Consider the following 15,896-nt stretch of genomic DNA (forward strand, 5'->3'; position numbering starts at 1 on the left):
TAAAAAAAATGAAGAAGTATATATATATATTTATAGCTGTAATGACTTTTAGTGCTTGCGAGAGTGAACTTGAATTAACAAGCCCTAGTCAATTAACAGCAGCAGGTTTTTGGGATACCGAAGAAGGTGCAAAAACCGCACATACAGGAATGTATGCAAACTTAAGATCATCAGCGGGAACGCTATGGTTATTAGGAGAAATGAGAAGTGATATTTGGGGTGGACGAACTTACGAGTCGCCTTCAAACGAATCATTAATAGAATCTAACATTACAATTGCCACAGCACCTTTTGGTGGATGGGCAGGTTTGTACACTAGAATTCACAGAATAAATGACTTTTTGGTAAACTTGCCAAATGTAGAATTTAACGACGAATCGGAAAAAAATCATTTATTGGGTCAAGCTTACGGGTTGCGTGCATTGTACTATTACACTATGCTTAAAACTTGGGGCGATGTGCCAATTATTTTAGAGCCATTTACCGATATCGATCCAGCAGGTTTAAGTAGAGCAAGATCGCCTCAAACAGAGGTTATGGCTCAAATTAAATCGGATATAGCTGCATCTTTAAGTGCATTTGGATCTGATGATAGCTATTGGGAAGGTAGCCGCGTGTTTTGGTCTAAGGCTGCAACCTTAGCGCTTAAAGGCGATGTGTTTATCTGGTCTGGAAACCTATTGGGTGGCGGAAACGCAGATTTTACAGAAGCTAAAGCTGCTTTACAGCAAATCGCATCTTTGGGTGTGAGTTTAGAGCCAAGTATCGATAACCTATGGGGCGTATCAAACGAAGGTAACAACGAGTTCATTTTTGCTTATCAATATAAACAAGACGAAGCAGAGAACTTTTACAATAGCTTAACAGGTAGAAGTACTGAAATTAACCCTCAGTTTGATAGTATGGGGAATTCTATGAGTAGTTTTATTATCGCTGGAGCTAACCGATATGGTCAGTCTGAGAAAACCATTTTGCTTTTAGATGATAATGATGATGCTCGTAAAGAAGCTACCTTTATTAGATTATATACCGATGATAATGGAGGCGCTGGATACCCTACGTATAATGAGCCTACATACTTTGGTTCTATATTTAATAAATTTTTGGGAGAAGTAAATGGTAGTGAGCGTATTTTTGAAAACGATGTGCCATTATACAGATATGCCGATGTACTTTTATTGTTGGCCGAAGCAAAAAATCATTTGGGTGAAGACCCATCGGGAGAGATTAACCAAATTAGAGCTAGAGCTTACGGTGCAAATTATGTGCCTGCAACCCATGCTTACGTTAACAGTACCCAAACCGATAACGCCAACGCTATTTTAAACGAGCGTTACAAAGAGTTTATTGGCGAAGGTAAGCGCTGGTGGGATTTAAGAAGAGCTGGAGATAGTTTTGTTTACAATAACATAGTTTATATTTCTTCAAGCGATAGCCAGTTGTTGTTGTTACCAATCACAGAAGACATGATAGGTAGGAACCCATTATTGGACCAAACTCCTGGATATACCAATTAGATTAGTAGCAATTGTTTGAGTTAGTTTGAAAAGAGAGTTTTAGTTTAAAAAACTTAACTCTCTTTTTTATCCTTTGAAAACAACAAAACAGCATAAAATTATTAAGTTCGCTTTATGAAACTTCCATAGCGAGAATTCGATTCCCAAGGATATGATTATATGGAAGCTACATGTGACCATTGAATAGCAATAATTATAACACATGAAAATAAAAAATTTAGTAGCAGCGGTTTATGCCCCAATGCATAAAGATGGTTCTTTAAATACTGATAAAATTAAAGATTATAGTCAGTTTCTAATCAACAATAAAATCTCTGGGGTATTTATGAATGGCTCTACGGGGGATTTCGCATCATTATCAACTGCAGAGCGAAAGCAAATAACATTGGCTTGGTCTCAAAACAAATCCGAGGATTTGTGTTTAATAGACCATGTTGGGCACACCAATCTGCGAGAAGCTAAAGAACTAGCGGAATATGCTGCCGATAAGGTAGATGCCATTTCGGTATTGGCGCCATTTTATTTTAGGCTAAATACTATTGAAAAATTAGTGCAATACTGTAAAGAAATTGCTGCATGCGCTCCTAATTTACCGTTTTATTATTACCATATTCCGGTATTATCCGGAGCGAATTTAAATATGAACGAATTTTTAATTAAAGCAGAAAGCGAAATACCAAGTTTGGCTGGAATTAAATTCACCAATAATAACTTAATTGACTTTCAACACAGTAAAAAGGTGGCGAACGGAAAGTTTAATATACTTTTTGGTTTTGACGAATTGTTTATAAACAGCTTACCAGTGGGGGCAACCGGATGGGTTGGCAGTACATACAACCATTTGGCTCCATTATATTATAAAATAAAGGACCTTTTTGAAAAAGGGCAAATGGCCGAAGCCACGGCGTTACAAAACAAAGCCATCCGATTTGTTGAGATTTTAGATAGCAAAGGCGGATTTAATGGTGTAGCCAAAGGTTTTATGAGGGTGTTGGGTGTAGATTGCGGACCAAGTAGATTTCCGCATACCACCTTAACCGATGCCGATTATAAAATAATTAAAAAAGAATTAGATGCTTTGGGTTTAACGGATTTGTTTAGCAGATTTGACGAATCTTTAGTAAATTAAGTAGAGTGTTTGTTTAGTTTTTAAAAGTCAGCTTTAAATTAATTTAAAGTTGGCTTTTATGTTTTTATACCTTAAGATTTAACCGTGTTCAATACCCTTTCAAAGTGCGGTTCAAGATGATTTCTCATAGCTTCCCTAAAAGTTTCGGCATCACCATCTATTAAAATGTTTAGTAAATCGCGATGCGTAACAAATTTTCCTTTCGAATATTTAAAATCTTCAGCTCCTTGAGGCATGTTGTCGTGTACATAATTAAAAACCGGTAAAAGCAAGTCTTGAAATCTTTGGAGTGTAGAATTGTTCGACATTTCATATAATTTCCCATGAAACGCAATTTCGTTTTTTAAGCTAAAAAGCACGGTATTTTGCTCTTCCATTTCTTGTTTGGAAACTATTTTGTCCAACGCATCAAGATCCGCTTTGGTTTTTCTGGCAAACAATAAATCGGCCATTCCCATTTCCAATATTAACCTAAGTTCAAAAATATCGGTTAAAGCTTCTTCGCCTAATAAATTATATTCAATGGCTTTTTCAAAATTCTGAATAATATCGGGCTGTGTTAACACCATGCCGCTGCGTTTTTTAGACTGGATTACGCCAATGGTTCTCAATCTTAACAAGGCTTCGCGTATAACGGTGCGGCTAACTCCAAGGGCCTCTGCAAACTCCAATTCTTTCGGAATCGAATCGCCAATCTTTAAATTGTTTTCTTTAAAATACTCCTTTAATCTAATTTCCACTTTATCCACTAACGATAAGTTTTCGAGCGGAGCCATTTTACTAAGTTTGGTTTTCATTTAATTTATTTGTTAAAAAGAAGTCTTACAAAGGTATAATTTCTTATTTTTGTATTATGTCAGACATATAAAAGTAAGACATTTTATTTTAAAATAAAAGGCTAATATAAAAAAATCTTATTTCGAGATGAATTTTTCTACACTTTATAAAAAAACGTTGCTTGAAGATGTTGTTCCGTTTTGGGAAAAACACGCCATAGATTATGAAAACGGAGGCTATTTTACATGCTTGGATACCAAAGGAAACGTGTACGACACCGATAAGTTTATTTGGCTTCAGGGGCGACAGGCGTGGACGTTTTCGATGCTGTACAACAAAGTTGAAAAAAACGAGAAATGGCTGGCCATTGCTAAAAATGGCATCGATTTTTTGCGTAAATACGGCATGAATGAAAAAGGCGATTTTTACTTTTCTGTTACAAAAGAAGGCAAGCCTTTGGTGCAGGCCTATAATATTTTTTCCGATTGTTTTGCGGCCATGGCATTTAGCCAATACGCCATCGCATCGGGTGACGAAGTGGTAAAGGAATTGGCTAAAAAAACGTATTTTAATATTCTTGGAAGAATTGATAATCCGAAAGGGAAGTACGAAAAGAATACAGATACCAGACCATTAATGGGCTTTTCGTTGCCCATGATTTTGTCTAATTTGGTGTTGGAATTGGAAGCCGTTTTAGATGCAGACGAAGTTGAAAAAACAATAGATTACAGCATCCATCAAGTTATGGAAGTGTTTTTGGACAAAAAATCAGGTTTGATTTTCGAAAACGTTTTACCTAACGGCGAGCATCATGATAGCTTTAACGGGCGTTTGTTAAATCCGGGTCATGGTATAGAAGCCATGTGGTTTATGATTGATATTGGCGTGCGTAAAAACGATAAAGCCCTCATTAATAAAGCAACCCAAACTATTCTAAACATTTTAGAGTACAGTTGGGACGATAAATACGGCGGAATTTACTATTTTATGGATTCAAAAGGGCATCCGCCTCAACAATTGGAATGGGATCAAAAACTATGGTGGGTTCATTTGGAAACCTTAGTGGCATTGGCAAAAGCTTATGAGCAAACCCAAAACCCCGATATTTTAAAATGGTACCATAAAGTACACGATTATGCATGGTCTCATTTTTCAGACCCTGATAACGGCGAATGGTTTGGGTATTTAAACCGCCAAGGCGAAGTGCTTTTAAACCTAAAAGGAGGCAAGTGGAAAGGTTGTTTCCATGTGCCTAGGGCCATGTACCAATGTTGGAAAGCTTTTGAAAACATTGAAGCTAAAAAATAATAATTAAACCTAAAATATTAAAAAGATGATAAGAAGTACTGTTTTGTTAGTGATGATTGTATTGCTTAGCTCGTGTAAGGGAAAAGTCAATACTGAAAAAAAGGAAAATACCGAAGCTGTTAAGGAGACTCCGGAACTGGTAGCCCTATTTAATGCAGGTATGGAAGAAGGGGTTGCTTGTTACAGAATTCCAGCAATCGTTACGGCGCCAAATGGCGATGTAATAGCGGCTATCGATCAGCGTGTTCCGGGTTGCGGCGATTTAAAATGGAGTAAGGATATCAATATCATTATACGCCGAAGCAGCGATAATGGCAAAACCTGGACGCCCATTGAAATGGTAATTGATTTCCCTGAAGGCAAATCGGCTTCAGACCCATCAATGATTGTCGATAAAGTTACGGGCGATATTTTTATGTTTTACAATTACATGAATTTGGATACCGAAAAAGACATCTACTATTTACATGTTATGAAAAGTTCCGATAACGGAAAAACTTGGAGCGAACCCGAAGATATTACCTCGCAAATAGCAAAACCCGAATGGCATAAGGATTTTAAATTCATAACCTCGGGTCGTGGTATTCAAACACGCTCAGGAAAATTATTGCACACCATGGTAAATTTAAATAGCGGATTGCATGTATTTGGTAGCGACGATCATGGTAAATCATGGTATTTTATTGATACGCCAATTCAACCGGCTGACGAATCTAAAATTATTGAACTTGCCGACGGTACTTTAATGATTAACGCAAGAGTAAACGGCAAGGGCATGCGTTACGTGCACACCTCGAAAGATGAAGGAAAAACATGGGAAACAAATCCAGTTCCAGAATTAATCGATCCGGGTTGTAATGCCAGTATCATTCGCTATACTTCAAAAGCAGATGGTTACGATAAGGATAGAATTCTTTTTTCGAATGCGCAATCTGAAAAAGGACGAGTAAACATGTCGGTTCGTATTAGTTATGATGAAGGAAAAACGTGGAGCGAAGGTAAAACGGTTTACCCAGGGTCATCGGCATATTCATCATTAACCATTTTGGAAAATGGCGATATTGGATTGTTTTTTGAAAAGGATGAATACAAAAATAATGAGTTCATAAGCTTTTCATTAGATTGGTTAACCGATGGCAAAGACACCTACAAAAAACCATAATGTTTAAATAAATGCCTTTAAAGTTTATTTATTTTATTGCATTCACATTTACATTGATTTTGCCAACACAAGCTCAAAAAATTAAAGTAGCTTGTGTTGGCAATTCGGTTACTTATGGAGCGGGTATTAAAGATAGGGCTGTAAATTCCTATCCCGCGCAGTTGCAAAAATTATTGGGCAATAACTACCAAGTGGCCAATTTTGGGTACTCCGGAGCGACCATGCTTAAAAACGGACATAAACCCTATTGGACAAAAAACGAGTTTAAGCAATCCCAAGATTTTGCACCAAACATAGTAATCATTCATTTAGGGTTAAACGACCAAGGCAACAATAATTGGCCAAAACACAAAGATGAATTTATAGCCGATTATTTGGAAATGATTGCGGTTTACAAAAGTCTGCCATCAAAACCCAAAGTGTTTATTTGTAAAATGACACCCACTTTTTCAGGGCATCATTGGTTTGAAGAAGGCATGCGTGAAAATTTTAAAGACATTCAAAATAAAATTGAAACCATTGCTACAACGGCAAATGTACAGCTTATAAATCTGCACGAACCGCTATATCGTTTCCCGGAGTATTTCCCAGATAATTTACATCCAACGGAATCTGGCGCTACCGTGATTGCCCAAAAGGTTTATGGTGCCATTACAGGTGATTTTGGTGGATTAAAATTACCAAAATTTTATGGTGAAAACATGGTGTTTCAGCGTAACGAACCCATTTTTATTTCTGGAACAGCGAATGCGAATGATGAGGTTTTGGTAAATTTAAATGGAGAAAAATCTAAAGTAAAAGTTTCAGTAAATGGCGAATGGCAAGTGACACTTCCTGCAATGAAAGCCGGTGGGCCTTTTCCGTTTAAAGTTGAATCGAAATTATCTGAAAATATTAATTTCAGTACGGTATATATTGGCGAGGTTTGGTTGGCATCGGGACAATCTAACATGGACTGGAAAGTAAATCAATCTAAACACGCCAAAACAGTTTTAAAAGACTCGCTAAACCCCAATGTTTTTGTGTTTTCAATGGATCCGAAGGTTTTAAACAGTCGTGTTTTTACTAAAGAAGAATTGGCCCTTTGCAACACAAACGATTATTTTAAGTATTCAGGATGGAGCAATGCTAAAGATGATATTTTAGAAAACTTTTCGGCTGTGGCTTATGCCTACGCCTATAATCTTCAAAAAGAATTAAATGTGCCTATTGGTATTATTTGCAATGCCATTGGAGGTTCACCAGCACAAAGTTGGATAAGTCGGGAACGCATGGAACAAACACACGAAACCATAAGTATGTTAAATGATTCGTGGCAAAATCCGTTGATAGATTCTTGGAATTCAAAACAGAAGACGGAAAATTTCGATCATAATAAAAACTTAAACGCGAGGCATCCATACGATCCTACTTTTTTATTTGATTCAGGAATTTTACCGCTTACCAACTTCAATTTTAAAGGTGTTATTTGGTATCAAGGCGAATCAAATGCAGAACGTGTCGATTTGCACGAGCGATTATTTAAAATGTTAATTAACGATTGGCGTATTCATTTTAAAAAACCCGAACTTCCTTTTTATTATGTGCAATTAAGTAGCATCAATCGCCCAAATTGGGGCGCGTTTAGAGATTCACAACGTAAATTGCTGGCTATTGAAAATACGGGAATTGCAGTATCTTCCGATGTTGGCCATGAAACAGATGTGCATCCAACCCAAAAATGGATTGTTGGCAAACGATTGGCCAAAGTGGCATTGGCAAAAATGTACGGTAAATCCATAGCCTTTTCTGGGCCACTGTTAGATTATGTAAATGTGATTGGCACCACATTAGAAGTCCATTTTAAACATGGCGAAGGTTTAAAAACTGTTGATGGTGCTTCTGTAAAAGACATAGAAATAGCTGGAGCGGATAAAATTTTTGTAAAAGCAAATACGGATATTAAAGGTAACACACTCGTTGTTTGGTCCGAAAACATTAAAAACCCACGATTTGTAAGGTATGGCTATGCGTCTTTTACCAACGGTAACCTTATTAATAAAAACAATTTACCAGCTTCAACATTTTCCAATATTTTAGATTAAATTACATAAAACAAAATAACATGAAATCAATTTACTTTTTTTTAACAGTATGCTTTTTATCGGCAAGCACGATTTACGCTCAAAAATTTGAAAATTTAGCGTTAACACCTCCCATGGGCTGGAATAGCTGGAACACTTTTGAATGTGAAGGTGTAAACGAAACCGTTATAAGGGAAATGGCAGATGCCTTGGTTGAAAAAGGTATGAAAGACGTTGGTTACGAGTATATTGTAATTGACGATTGCTGGCAAATTGGTCGCGATGAAAACGGATACATTATTGTTGACAAAGAAAAATTCCCATCAGGAATTAAGGTTTTGGCTGATTATGTGCATTCTAAAGGATTGAAATTCGGGATTTATTCTGATGCGGGCACAATGACCTGTGCACGTCGCCCTGGGAGTAAAGGTTTTGAGTATAAAGATGCAGAAACCTATGCAAAATGGGGTGTTGATTATTTAAAATACGATTGGTGTTTTACTGAAGGTCAAGATGCCAAATCGTCTTATAAATTAATGCGTGATGCTTTATACAAAGCGGGTAGGCCCATTGTTTTTAGTATGTGCGAATGGGGCGAAAACAAACCTTGGGAATGGGCAGAAAACGTTGGACATTTGTGGCGAACAACTTTGGATATTGATATGAATGGACGATATGACGGAAACGTTAACGGCAACCTTTTTGGTTGGTCGGATTTAGTGGATATGCAAGTGGGCTTGGAAAAATACGCAGGCCCCGGGCACTGGAACGACCCCGATATGCTCGCCGTTGGGAACAACGATATGCCAATCAACGAAGCCCGGGCACACTTTAGTATGTGGGCTATGTTAGCGGCACCTTTAATGGCTGGGAACGACTTGAGAAACATGTCGTTTAGCGACCAAGAAATTCTAACTAATGAAGAACTGATTGCCATAAACCAAGATGCTTTGGGCAAACAAGGTTTTAAAATCGTAGATTTAGGAAATTTTGAAGTTTGGCAAAAACCGTTGTCAAATGGAGATATGGCGATTTGCTTGTTTAATAGAGAAATTAAAAACACAAAATACCAAGTTAATTGGAGTCAAATGAATATTAAGGATTTTTCCGGAGCTTATACAATTAAGAATTTATGGCAGAATAAAGTAATCGGTACAACCGATACTAATTTTTTAATTGAAGTTCCTGCCAGAGACGTTGTGGTTTTTAGGTTAACCAAATAAATAAAGCGGATATGTTGGATTTTTTTAAAGCAAAAGTTTTATTGTACACAGCACTTTTGGGGTTTTGTATAAGTGGTTGTGCGGATTCAAATCCTGAGAATTTTGAAGATAAATATCCCATAATTCCAACACCTAAAGAGATACGTTATGGCAGCGATGAAATTCAATTTGAGCATATCAACATTCAAGCCACCGATTTTGAAAATGAAGGAAGGTTGCTCGCTGGTTTTTTTGAATCAAAACAGATTAAAGAAGATACCAAAGGTCTAACTATTGAGTTGAAAAAAAGTAGTACTGAAAAAGAAAACGATGAAGCTTATTCATTAACCATTTCAGATAAAATAGTCATTTCCGCTACTACCCACAAGGGCATTTATTACGGTATTCAAACCTTAAAGCAAATCTTTAGAAAACAAAACAAAAAAGGCGTTTTTCCAAAGCTTACACTTAACGATTGGCCGGTATTTAAAATTCGTGGTTTTATGCACGATACGGGCAGAAATTTCCAATCGGTTTACCAGTTAAAAGAGCAGATTGAAATTTTGGCACAATACAAATACAATGTGTTCCATTGGCATTTAACCGATAATCCGGGGTGGCGTTTGGAAAGTAAAATTTATCCGGAATTACAAGCAGAACATGCCACAACAAGGCAAAAAGGCAATTTTTATACTCAAGAAGATTTTAAGGATATCCTTGAATTTTGCAAAGCCAGAAACATAACCCTAATTCCGGAATTTGATATTCCGGGACACACAGATGCATTCAGAAAAGCCTTGGAAATTGATGAAATGCGCGACCCAAAAGTAAAACCCATTTTGTTGGATTTGTTTCAGGAATTAATGGATTTAACTAGCGCCGAAGATGTGCCGTACATTCATATGGGGACGGATGAAGTTCGGAATGATTATGAGCGGGTTTCCAACGATGTTATTTTTGAAATTATGAATTTAATCAGAAAAAATAATAGAGAAGTTATTGTTTGGAAAGAAGGGATTGTGGTAAAAAGGGATTCCACTTCCATCAATCAACTGTGGGCCTATCACGAAGGGCGAAAAGGACATCGTTTTATAGATTCCAGAAGTAATTATATCAATCATTTAGACCCTTTTGCGGGAATGGCACGTTTATATTTTCAACAGCCAACCAGACAACCAAAAGGCGATTCGTTGGCACTTGGCGGTATTTTAGCGGCGTGGCCAGATAATAATATTAACAACGAACGCGATATATTGATACAAAACCCTATTTACCCTTCCATGGTATTTTATTCGGATGCCATTTGGAATGGCAGGGCAAAGGATTATCCAGAATATTGGGCAAAACTGCCACCAAAAGATACCCAAGAATTCAACGATTTTAAGGCTTTTGAAAAAAAGGTGATTACCCAAAGAGATTTGTTTTTTAAAGGTAAAGAGTTTCAATACATCACACAAACCGATAAACATTGGAAACTTATCGGGCCTTTAAACCACCAAGGTGATGTTGAAACATCCTTTCCGGTTGAGGAAAGTATAAAGGACACATACAACATAGACGGAAACCCATATACTTGGACGGATAATCACACAGGTGCCACCATTCATTTAAAACATTTTTTCGGATTTCCAGCGGTTACCGAAGCCAAACAAGGCACCTATTATGCCTACACCAATATTTATGCGCCCAACGATAGAATCCAAGATTTTTGGGTAGGCTTTCAAGGTTGGTCGCGCTCGGGTGGAAGACGTGTTGGTCCTTTCCCAGATCAAGGTGATTGGCACACCACAAAACCGAAAATTTGGGTGAATAATACGGAAATTGAACCACCAGTTTGGAAACAACCAAATTTAGGCACAAAAACAGATGAAATCCCATTTATTGACGAAGACTATTTCTATAGAAATCCAACCAAAATTCATTTAAAAAAAGGCTGGAACAAAGTGCTTTTAAAAATTCCCCAAGACAGAAACTCATGGAAATGGATGTTTACCTGTATTCCTGTAAATATTACCGAAAATGGTGTTAGGGAAGTACCCGAATTAAAATATAGTACTAAATTTGAGAATAACTAATGCGTTTCGAAATGAAAAAATTCCTGATTGTTATTTTACTGGTATGTGCTAATATTGGATTTGCCCAAAAATATTCAGACCATTACTATAAACGGAAAGCATTATTTGAAAAGGAGGCGGATACAAAAAACGAAATCATTTTTTTAGGCAATAGCATAACCGAAGGTGGCGATTGGAAAGCCTTGTTTCCTAACAAAAATGTGGTAAATAGAGGGATTAGTGGCGATGTTACCGATGGCATTTTATACAGATTGGATGAGGTTACAGCATCAAAACCTTCAAAAGTATTTTTATTGATTGGTACCAATGATATGGCACGTGGAAGAAGTGTGGATTATGTTTTGGAAAACACTGAAAAAATCATTCTGCAAATTAAAAATCAATCTGAAAATACAATCATATACTTACAAAGCATCCTGCCCATCAACCCCAATGTGGGCCAAAAGTTTTCCGGACACAAAAACAACCATCAAAAAATCATAGAGGCAAATAAACGCTTAAAAGCACTAGCCAAAACGCATCAAATAAAATACATCAATCTGCATAAAGCCATGCGAAATGGCAAAAAGCACATCAAACCAAAATACACTTACGATGGGTTGCATTTAAGCGAAACCGGTTATATAAAATGGAAGAAAGTCATTAGTAAATACATCAATTAAAATGAATACAAAACCACGCCCTTACGTGTTGGCCGAAACCAATTGGAAAACCATAAAAGACGAAAATTACACGGTTGCCGTTTTACCTTGGGGCGCTACCGAAGCGCATAATTATCATTTGCCTTATGCAACAGATAATATTTTGGCCGAAGCGGTTGCCATTGAGGCGGCAAGTATAGCGTGGAGCAACGACGCAAAAGTGGTGGTTTTGCCCACTATTCCGTTTGGTGTAAATACGGGGCAGTTGGATGTGCCTTTGTGCATAAACATGAACCCGAGCACGCAGTTGGCTGTTTTAAAAGATATTGTTGATGTGCTGAATCGCCAAAACATTCAAAAATTAGTTGTGGTAAATGCACATGGTGGTAATAATTTTAAACAGATTATTAGAGAGTTGTCGGTTGAGTTTCCTAATGTGTTTGTCTGTGCCTTAAATTGGTGGCAAGCTGAAAACGGCAATGATTATTTTATTGAACCGGGAGATCATGCCGGCGAATTGGAAACCGCGGTTACCATGCACATAGCCCCGCATTTGGTATTGCCATTAAGCGAAGCCGGTGATGGCGCTGCCAAACAGTTCAAATTAAAAGGTCTAAAAGAAAGCTGGGTTACATCGCAACGTCAATGGACATCGGTTACCAAAGACACAGGTGTTGGAAATCCTAAAAAAGCAACCCAAGAAAATGGCGCACTTTTTTTCAAAGCAGTGAGCCAAAAAATAGCGTCATTTTTTGAAGAACTGCATCACGCCGATTTAGATGATATGTATGCGTAATTTCATATGTCAAACATAAGACAATCGTGTTGTTTTTGGCTATATTTGTAGTTCAACAAGTTTAAACGAAATCATAGAATAATTAATTTTAAAATGCCATTAAAAATGAAAAGCTTTAAGTTAGTACTAGTTACTTTGACAATTTGTTTTGGGATGCTGTCTTTTCAAGCCCAAACGCTCGATCCTGTTATTGAAAACCCAGATGTAATTGGGATAAACAAACTGGATGCGCGTGCCACTTTTTTTCCGTACAATTCGTTGGAGTTGGCAAAAGAAGACAACCTTTCTAATGCCGAAAACTACTTGTTGCTAAACGGTATTTGGCAGTTTAATTACAGCGAGGCTCCAGAATTGAGACCTGCCGATTTTTATAAAGAAGATTACGATACCTCAAAGTGGAATACCATTAAAGTGCCGTCAAACTGGGAGGTTGAAGGTTTTGGTGTACCTATTTATGTAAATGCCACTTATCCTTTTCAAAAAGGCAAATTAAACCCACCAGATATTCCTGATGGAGATAACCCCGTGGGCTCTTATAAACGCACGTTTAATGTTCCGAACAATTGGGACGGGAAAGATATTTTTATCCATTTTGGCGCTGTAAAATCTGCTTTTTATATCTGGATTAACGGTAAGAAAGTAGGGTACAGCCAAGGCTCTAAATTGCCGGCGGAATTTAATCTTACAAATTTCGTTAAACCCGGAAACAACAGTATTGCTTTAGAAGTGTATCGTTGGAGTGACGGCAGCTATTTAGAGTGTCAGGATTTTTGGAGAATTTCAGGAATTGAACGCGATGTGTATTTATATGCCAGACCAAACGTGCAATTGGCCGATTATTTTGCAAAAGCAGGATTGGAAAACAATTATACCGATGGCGTTTTCGATTTAACGGTCGATATTAAAAGCATTGATGCCAAAAAACAACGCGGTACCGTAGCGGTGGAAATCACAAAAGATAATCAAAGGGTTTATACGGCTTCTTCAGCTTACGACTTAGCACCAAAAGCAGATGCAACCTTAAAATTCAATAAAACCATTCCGCAGGTAAAAACGTGGTCTGCTGAAATTCCGGAATTATATCAATTAAATATCATTATTAAAGATAGAAAAGGAAACGTTATAGAGGCTATTTCCAGAAAGTTAGGATTTAGAACTTCCGAAGTTAAAGATGGACAATATCTGGTAAACGGAAAACCGATTTTATTTAAAGGGGTGAACCGACACGAGCACGACCCAGATACGGGGCATGTAATTTCAAGAGAAGATATGCTTCGCGATATTCAGATATTTAAGGAATATAACATCAATGCCGTTAGAACTGCACATTATCCAAACGACCCTTATTTTTACGAGTTGTGTGATGAGTATGGTATCTATGTTATCGACGAAGCCAACATCGAATCACACGGTATGGGTTATGCATTGCACAGAACATTGGCAAATAATCCAGCTTGGTTAAAATCGCACTTAGAGCGTGTGGAACGCATGGTTCAGCGAGATAAAAACCATCCATCAATCGTTATTTGGTCTTTGGGTAACGAAGCAGGAAATGGCTATAATTTTTACAAATCTTATTTATTGGCAAAGGAACAGGATGATACCAGACCAACACAGTACGAACGTGCGGTTTATGAGTGGAATACCGATTTATTCGTGCCCATGTATGCCACTCCCGATGATGTGGAAAAATATGCCTTAAACGACGATTTTACAAAACCTTTGGTGCAGTGTGAATTTGCACATGCCATGGGAAATAGTATGGGCGGTTTTAAGGAGTATTGGGATTTATTTGAGAAGTACGATAAATTGCAAGGTGGTTTTATTTGGGATTATGTTGACCAAGGTTTAAGAACCGTTAAAAATGGCAGGGAAATTTTTGCTTATGGTGGCGATTTCGGACCCGAAGGTACGCCTAGTGATAACAACTTTTTAAACAACGGATTGGTACAACCTGATAGAAGACCAAACCCGCATATTCACGAAGTGGCTCACATTCATCAAGACGTTAAGTTTTATGAAAACGACTTAGCCAATGGTGTTATCGATGTTAAGAATTGGTATTTCTTCAGGGATTTATCAAACTACAAACTAAAATGGGAAATCTTAGAAAACGGAGCGGTTGTTGAATCCGGAACCATTGATGATATGATAACGGCACCACAAGCTAAAAAAGCAATCAAAATTCCTTTTAAAACACAGCTAAAAAATGATAAAGAATATTTTTTAAATGTGGCTGCCATTTTAAAACAAGACGAGCCTTTGTTAAAAGCAGGACATGTTTTGGCCTACGAGCAATTTCAATTACAGGATGCTAAAACGGCACTTCCCGAAAATTCAACCCAAGCCGTTAGTTATAAAACCCAGGGCGATGTTATAAATGTAACGGGTGAAGGTTTCAGTGTGGCGTTCAACAAAAAGGAAGGTCAACTTACAGATTACTCATTCAACAATAAAAATTTGCTAAAAAGTGGTCCCGTAGTAAACTTTTGGCGTGCACCCATTGATAACGATTATGGCGCGGGAACACAGCTGCGCTATAAAGCATGGAAAGACGCCGGAACTTCGGGTACGGTAACAACTGAGGTTAAGCAAGTATCAAAAAACGATGTACAGATTGTTTTTACAAGGGATTTGTTTAATGGCGATGTGCAAATTATAAGCACTTATTTAGTAAATGGCGATGGTGCCTTAAAAGTAACCAATGAATTAAAGGCTATAAAAGGCAAACATTCTAATTTTTATAAATTCGGAAATAAACTCGTTTTGCCAGAGGATTACAAAAACATCACTTACTATGGTAAAGGGCCTTTTGAAGCCTATGCCGATAGACAACATGCAGCTAAATTAGGGGTGTTTGAGCAAACCATTGAGGAGCAATATTTCCCATATATTCGTCCGCAAGAAACAGGAAATAAACTGGATGTACGTTGGGCGGCCATAACCAAATCAGATGGTTCCGGAATTAAGTTTTTAAGCGACACGCCATTTCATTTTTCAGCATTGAATTTTAGTGAAGACGATTTACATACCGGAGATAAAAGAGTACAGCATCACGCAGGGGAAATCGACCCACGAAAAGAAGTTTTTGTAAACATTGATGGTTTCCAACAAGGTGTTGGAAGTATTAATAGTTGGGGAAGATTACCAATGGAGCCTTACATGTTGCCGTACCAAGATTATTCGTATTCCTATTGGATGATGCCTATTGGAAAATAGAATAATT

General features: G+C 37.4%; 11 protein-coding genes. 10 read left to right on the forward strand and 1 reads right to left on the reverse strand.

What is annotated here, in order from left to right:
- Nucleotides 1–8: 8 nt before the first annotated feature.
- Both ACN5J7_RS12760 and ACN5J7_RS12765 read left to right on the forward strand, forming a co-directional pair.
- Complete coding sequence (locus tag ACN5J7_RS12760; protein WP_418604203.1) at nucleotides 9–1,517, forward strand: RagB/SusD family nutrient uptake outer membrane protein; 1,509 nt, start codon at nucleotides 9–11, stop codon at nucleotides 1,515–1,517.
- 202 nt (nucleotides 1,518–1,719) lie between these two features.
- Nucleotides 1,720–2,646 carry a dihydrodipicolinate synthase family protein gene (locus ACN5J7_RS12765; protein ID WP_418604204.1) on the forward strand — a complete coding sequence of 309 codons (927 nt, stop codon included), beginning with the start codon at nucleotides 1,720–1,722 and terminating at the stop codon, nucleotides 2,644–2,646.
- 71 nt (nucleotides 2,647–2,717) lie between these two features.
- Here ACN5J7_RS12765 and ACN5J7_RS12770 read toward each other — a convergent pair whose 3' ends face one another.
- Nucleotides 2,718–3,443 carry a FadR/GntR family transcriptional regulator gene (locus tag ACN5J7_RS12770; protein WP_418604205.1) on the reverse strand — a complete coding sequence of 242 codons (726 nt, stop codon included), beginning with the start codon at nucleotides 3,441–3,443 and terminating at the stop codon, nucleotides 2,718–2,720.
- Nucleotides 3,444–3,570: 127 nt separating this feature from the next.
- On the opposite strand from ACN5J7_RS12770, the gene ACN5J7_RS12775 reads away from it, so the two are divergent.
- From ACN5J7_RS12775 to ACN5J7_RS12810, 8 genes are all read left to right on the forward strand, one after another.
- Nucleotides 3,571–4,731, forward strand: a complete 1,161-nt coding sequence (locus ACN5J7_RS12775) for an AGE family epimerase/isomerase (protein ID WP_418604206.1) — start codon at nucleotides 3,571–3,573, stop codon at nucleotides 4,729–4,731.
- A gap of 25 nt (nucleotides 4,732–4,756) precedes the next feature.
- Nucleotides 4,757–5,893 (forward strand): sialidase family protein, encoded by a 1,137-nt coding sequence (locus tag ACN5J7_RS12780; RefSeq protein WP_418604207.1) that lies wholly within the window; start codon nucleotides 4,757–4,759, stop codon nucleotides 5,891–5,893.
- A gap of 11 nt (nucleotides 5,894–5,904) precedes the next feature.
- Nucleotides 5,905–7,977, forward strand: a complete 2,073-nt coding sequence (locus ACN5J7_RS12785) for a GDSL-type esterase/lipase family protein (RefSeq protein WP_418604208.1) — start codon at nucleotides 5,905–5,907, stop codon at nucleotides 7,975–7,977.
- Between the two features lie 20 nt (nucleotides 7,978–7,997).
- A complete protein-coding gene (locus ACN5J7_RS12790) occupies nucleotides 7,998–9,179 on the forward strand; it encodes a glycoside hydrolase family 27 protein (protein ID WP_418604209.1) in 1,182 nt (393 codons plus the stop codon).
- An 11-nt stretch (nucleotides 9,180–9,190) separates the two neighbouring features.
- Nucleotides 9,191–11,233 carry a family 20 glycosylhydrolase gene (locus ACN5J7_RS12795; protein WP_418604210.1) on the forward strand — a complete coding sequence of 681 codons (2,043 nt, stop codon included), beginning with the start codon at nucleotides 9,191–9,193 and terminating at the stop codon, nucleotides 11,231–11,233.
- A gap of 11 nt (nucleotides 11,234–11,244) precedes the next feature.
- Nucleotides 11,245–11,895 (forward strand): GDSL-type esterase/lipase family protein, encoded by a 651-nt coding sequence (locus tag ACN5J7_RS12800; RefSeq protein ID WP_311942355.1) that lies wholly within the window; start codon nucleotides 11,245–11,247, stop codon nucleotides 11,893–11,895.
- Nucleotide 11,896: 1 nt separating this feature from the next.
- Nucleotides 11,897–12,670 (forward strand): creatininase family protein, encoded by a 774-nt coding sequence (locus ACN5J7_RS12805; protein ID WP_418604211.1) that lies wholly within the window; start codon nucleotides 11,897–11,899, stop codon nucleotides 12,668–12,670.
- Nucleotides 12,671–12,775: 105 nt separating this feature from the next.
- Nucleotides 12,776–15,889, forward strand: coding sequence for a glycoside hydrolase family 2 TIM barrel-domain containing protein (locus ACN5J7_RS12810; protein ID WP_418604212.1), 3,114 nt, complete (start codon nucleotides 12,776–12,778; stop codon nucleotides 15,887–15,889).
- Nucleotides 15,890–15,896: the final 7 nt, after the last annotated feature.

The organism is Hwangdonia sp. (assembly GCF_048381975.1).
GTDB lineage: Bacteria > Bacteroidota > Bacteroidia > Flavobacteriales > Flavobacteriaceae > Hwangdonia > Hwangdonia seohaensis.

What these genes read in the sequence shown, in the direction of transcription:
- ACN5J7_RS12780 (WP_418604207.1), top strand. Translation starts at nt 4,757, where the DNA reads ATGATAAGAAGTACTGTTTTGTTAGTGATGATTGTATTGCTTAGCTCG.
- ACN5J7_RS12785 (WP_418604208.1), top strand. Translation starts at nt 5,905, where the DNA reads ATGCCTTTAAAGTTTATTTATTTTATTGCATTCACATTTACATTGATT.
- ACN5J7_RS12770 (WP_418604205.1), bottom strand. Translation starts at nt 3,443, where the DNA reads ATGAAAACCAAACTTAGTAAAATGGCTCCGCTCGAAAACTTATCGTTA.
- ACN5J7_RS12810 (WP_418604212.1), top strand. Translation starts at nt 12,776, where the DNA reads ATGAAAAGCTTTAAGTTAGTACTAGTTACTTTGACAATTTGTTTTGGG.
- ACN5J7_RS12790 (WP_418604209.1), top strand. Translation starts at nt 7,998, where the DNA reads ATGAAATCAATTTACTTTTTTTTAACAGTATGCTTTTTATCGGCAAGC.
- ACN5J7_RS12775 (WP_418604206.1), top strand. Translation starts at nt 3,571, where the DNA reads ATGAATTTTTCTACACTTTATAAAAAAACGTTGCTTGAAGATGTTGTT.
- ACN5J7_RS12765 (WP_418604204.1), top strand. Translation starts at nt 1,720, where the DNA reads ATGAAAATAAAAAATTTAGTAGCAGCGGTTTATGCCCCAATGCATAAA.
- ACN5J7_RS12805 (WP_418604211.1), top strand. Translation starts at nt 11,897, where the DNA reads ATGAATACAAAACCACGCCCTTACGTGTTGGCCGAAACCAATTGGAAA.
- ACN5J7_RS12795 (WP_418604210.1), top strand. Translation starts at nt 9,191, where the DNA reads ATGTTGGATTTTTTTAAAGCAAAAGTTTTATTGTACACAGCACTTTTG.
- ACN5J7_RS12760 (WP_418604203.1), top strand. Translation starts at nt 9, where the DNA reads ATGAAGAAGTATATATATATATTTATAGCTGTAATGACTTTTAGTGCT.
- ACN5J7_RS12800 (WP_311942355.1), top strand. Translation starts at nt 11,245, where the DNA reads ATGAAAAAATTCCTGATTGTTATTTTACTGGTATGTGCTAATATTGGA.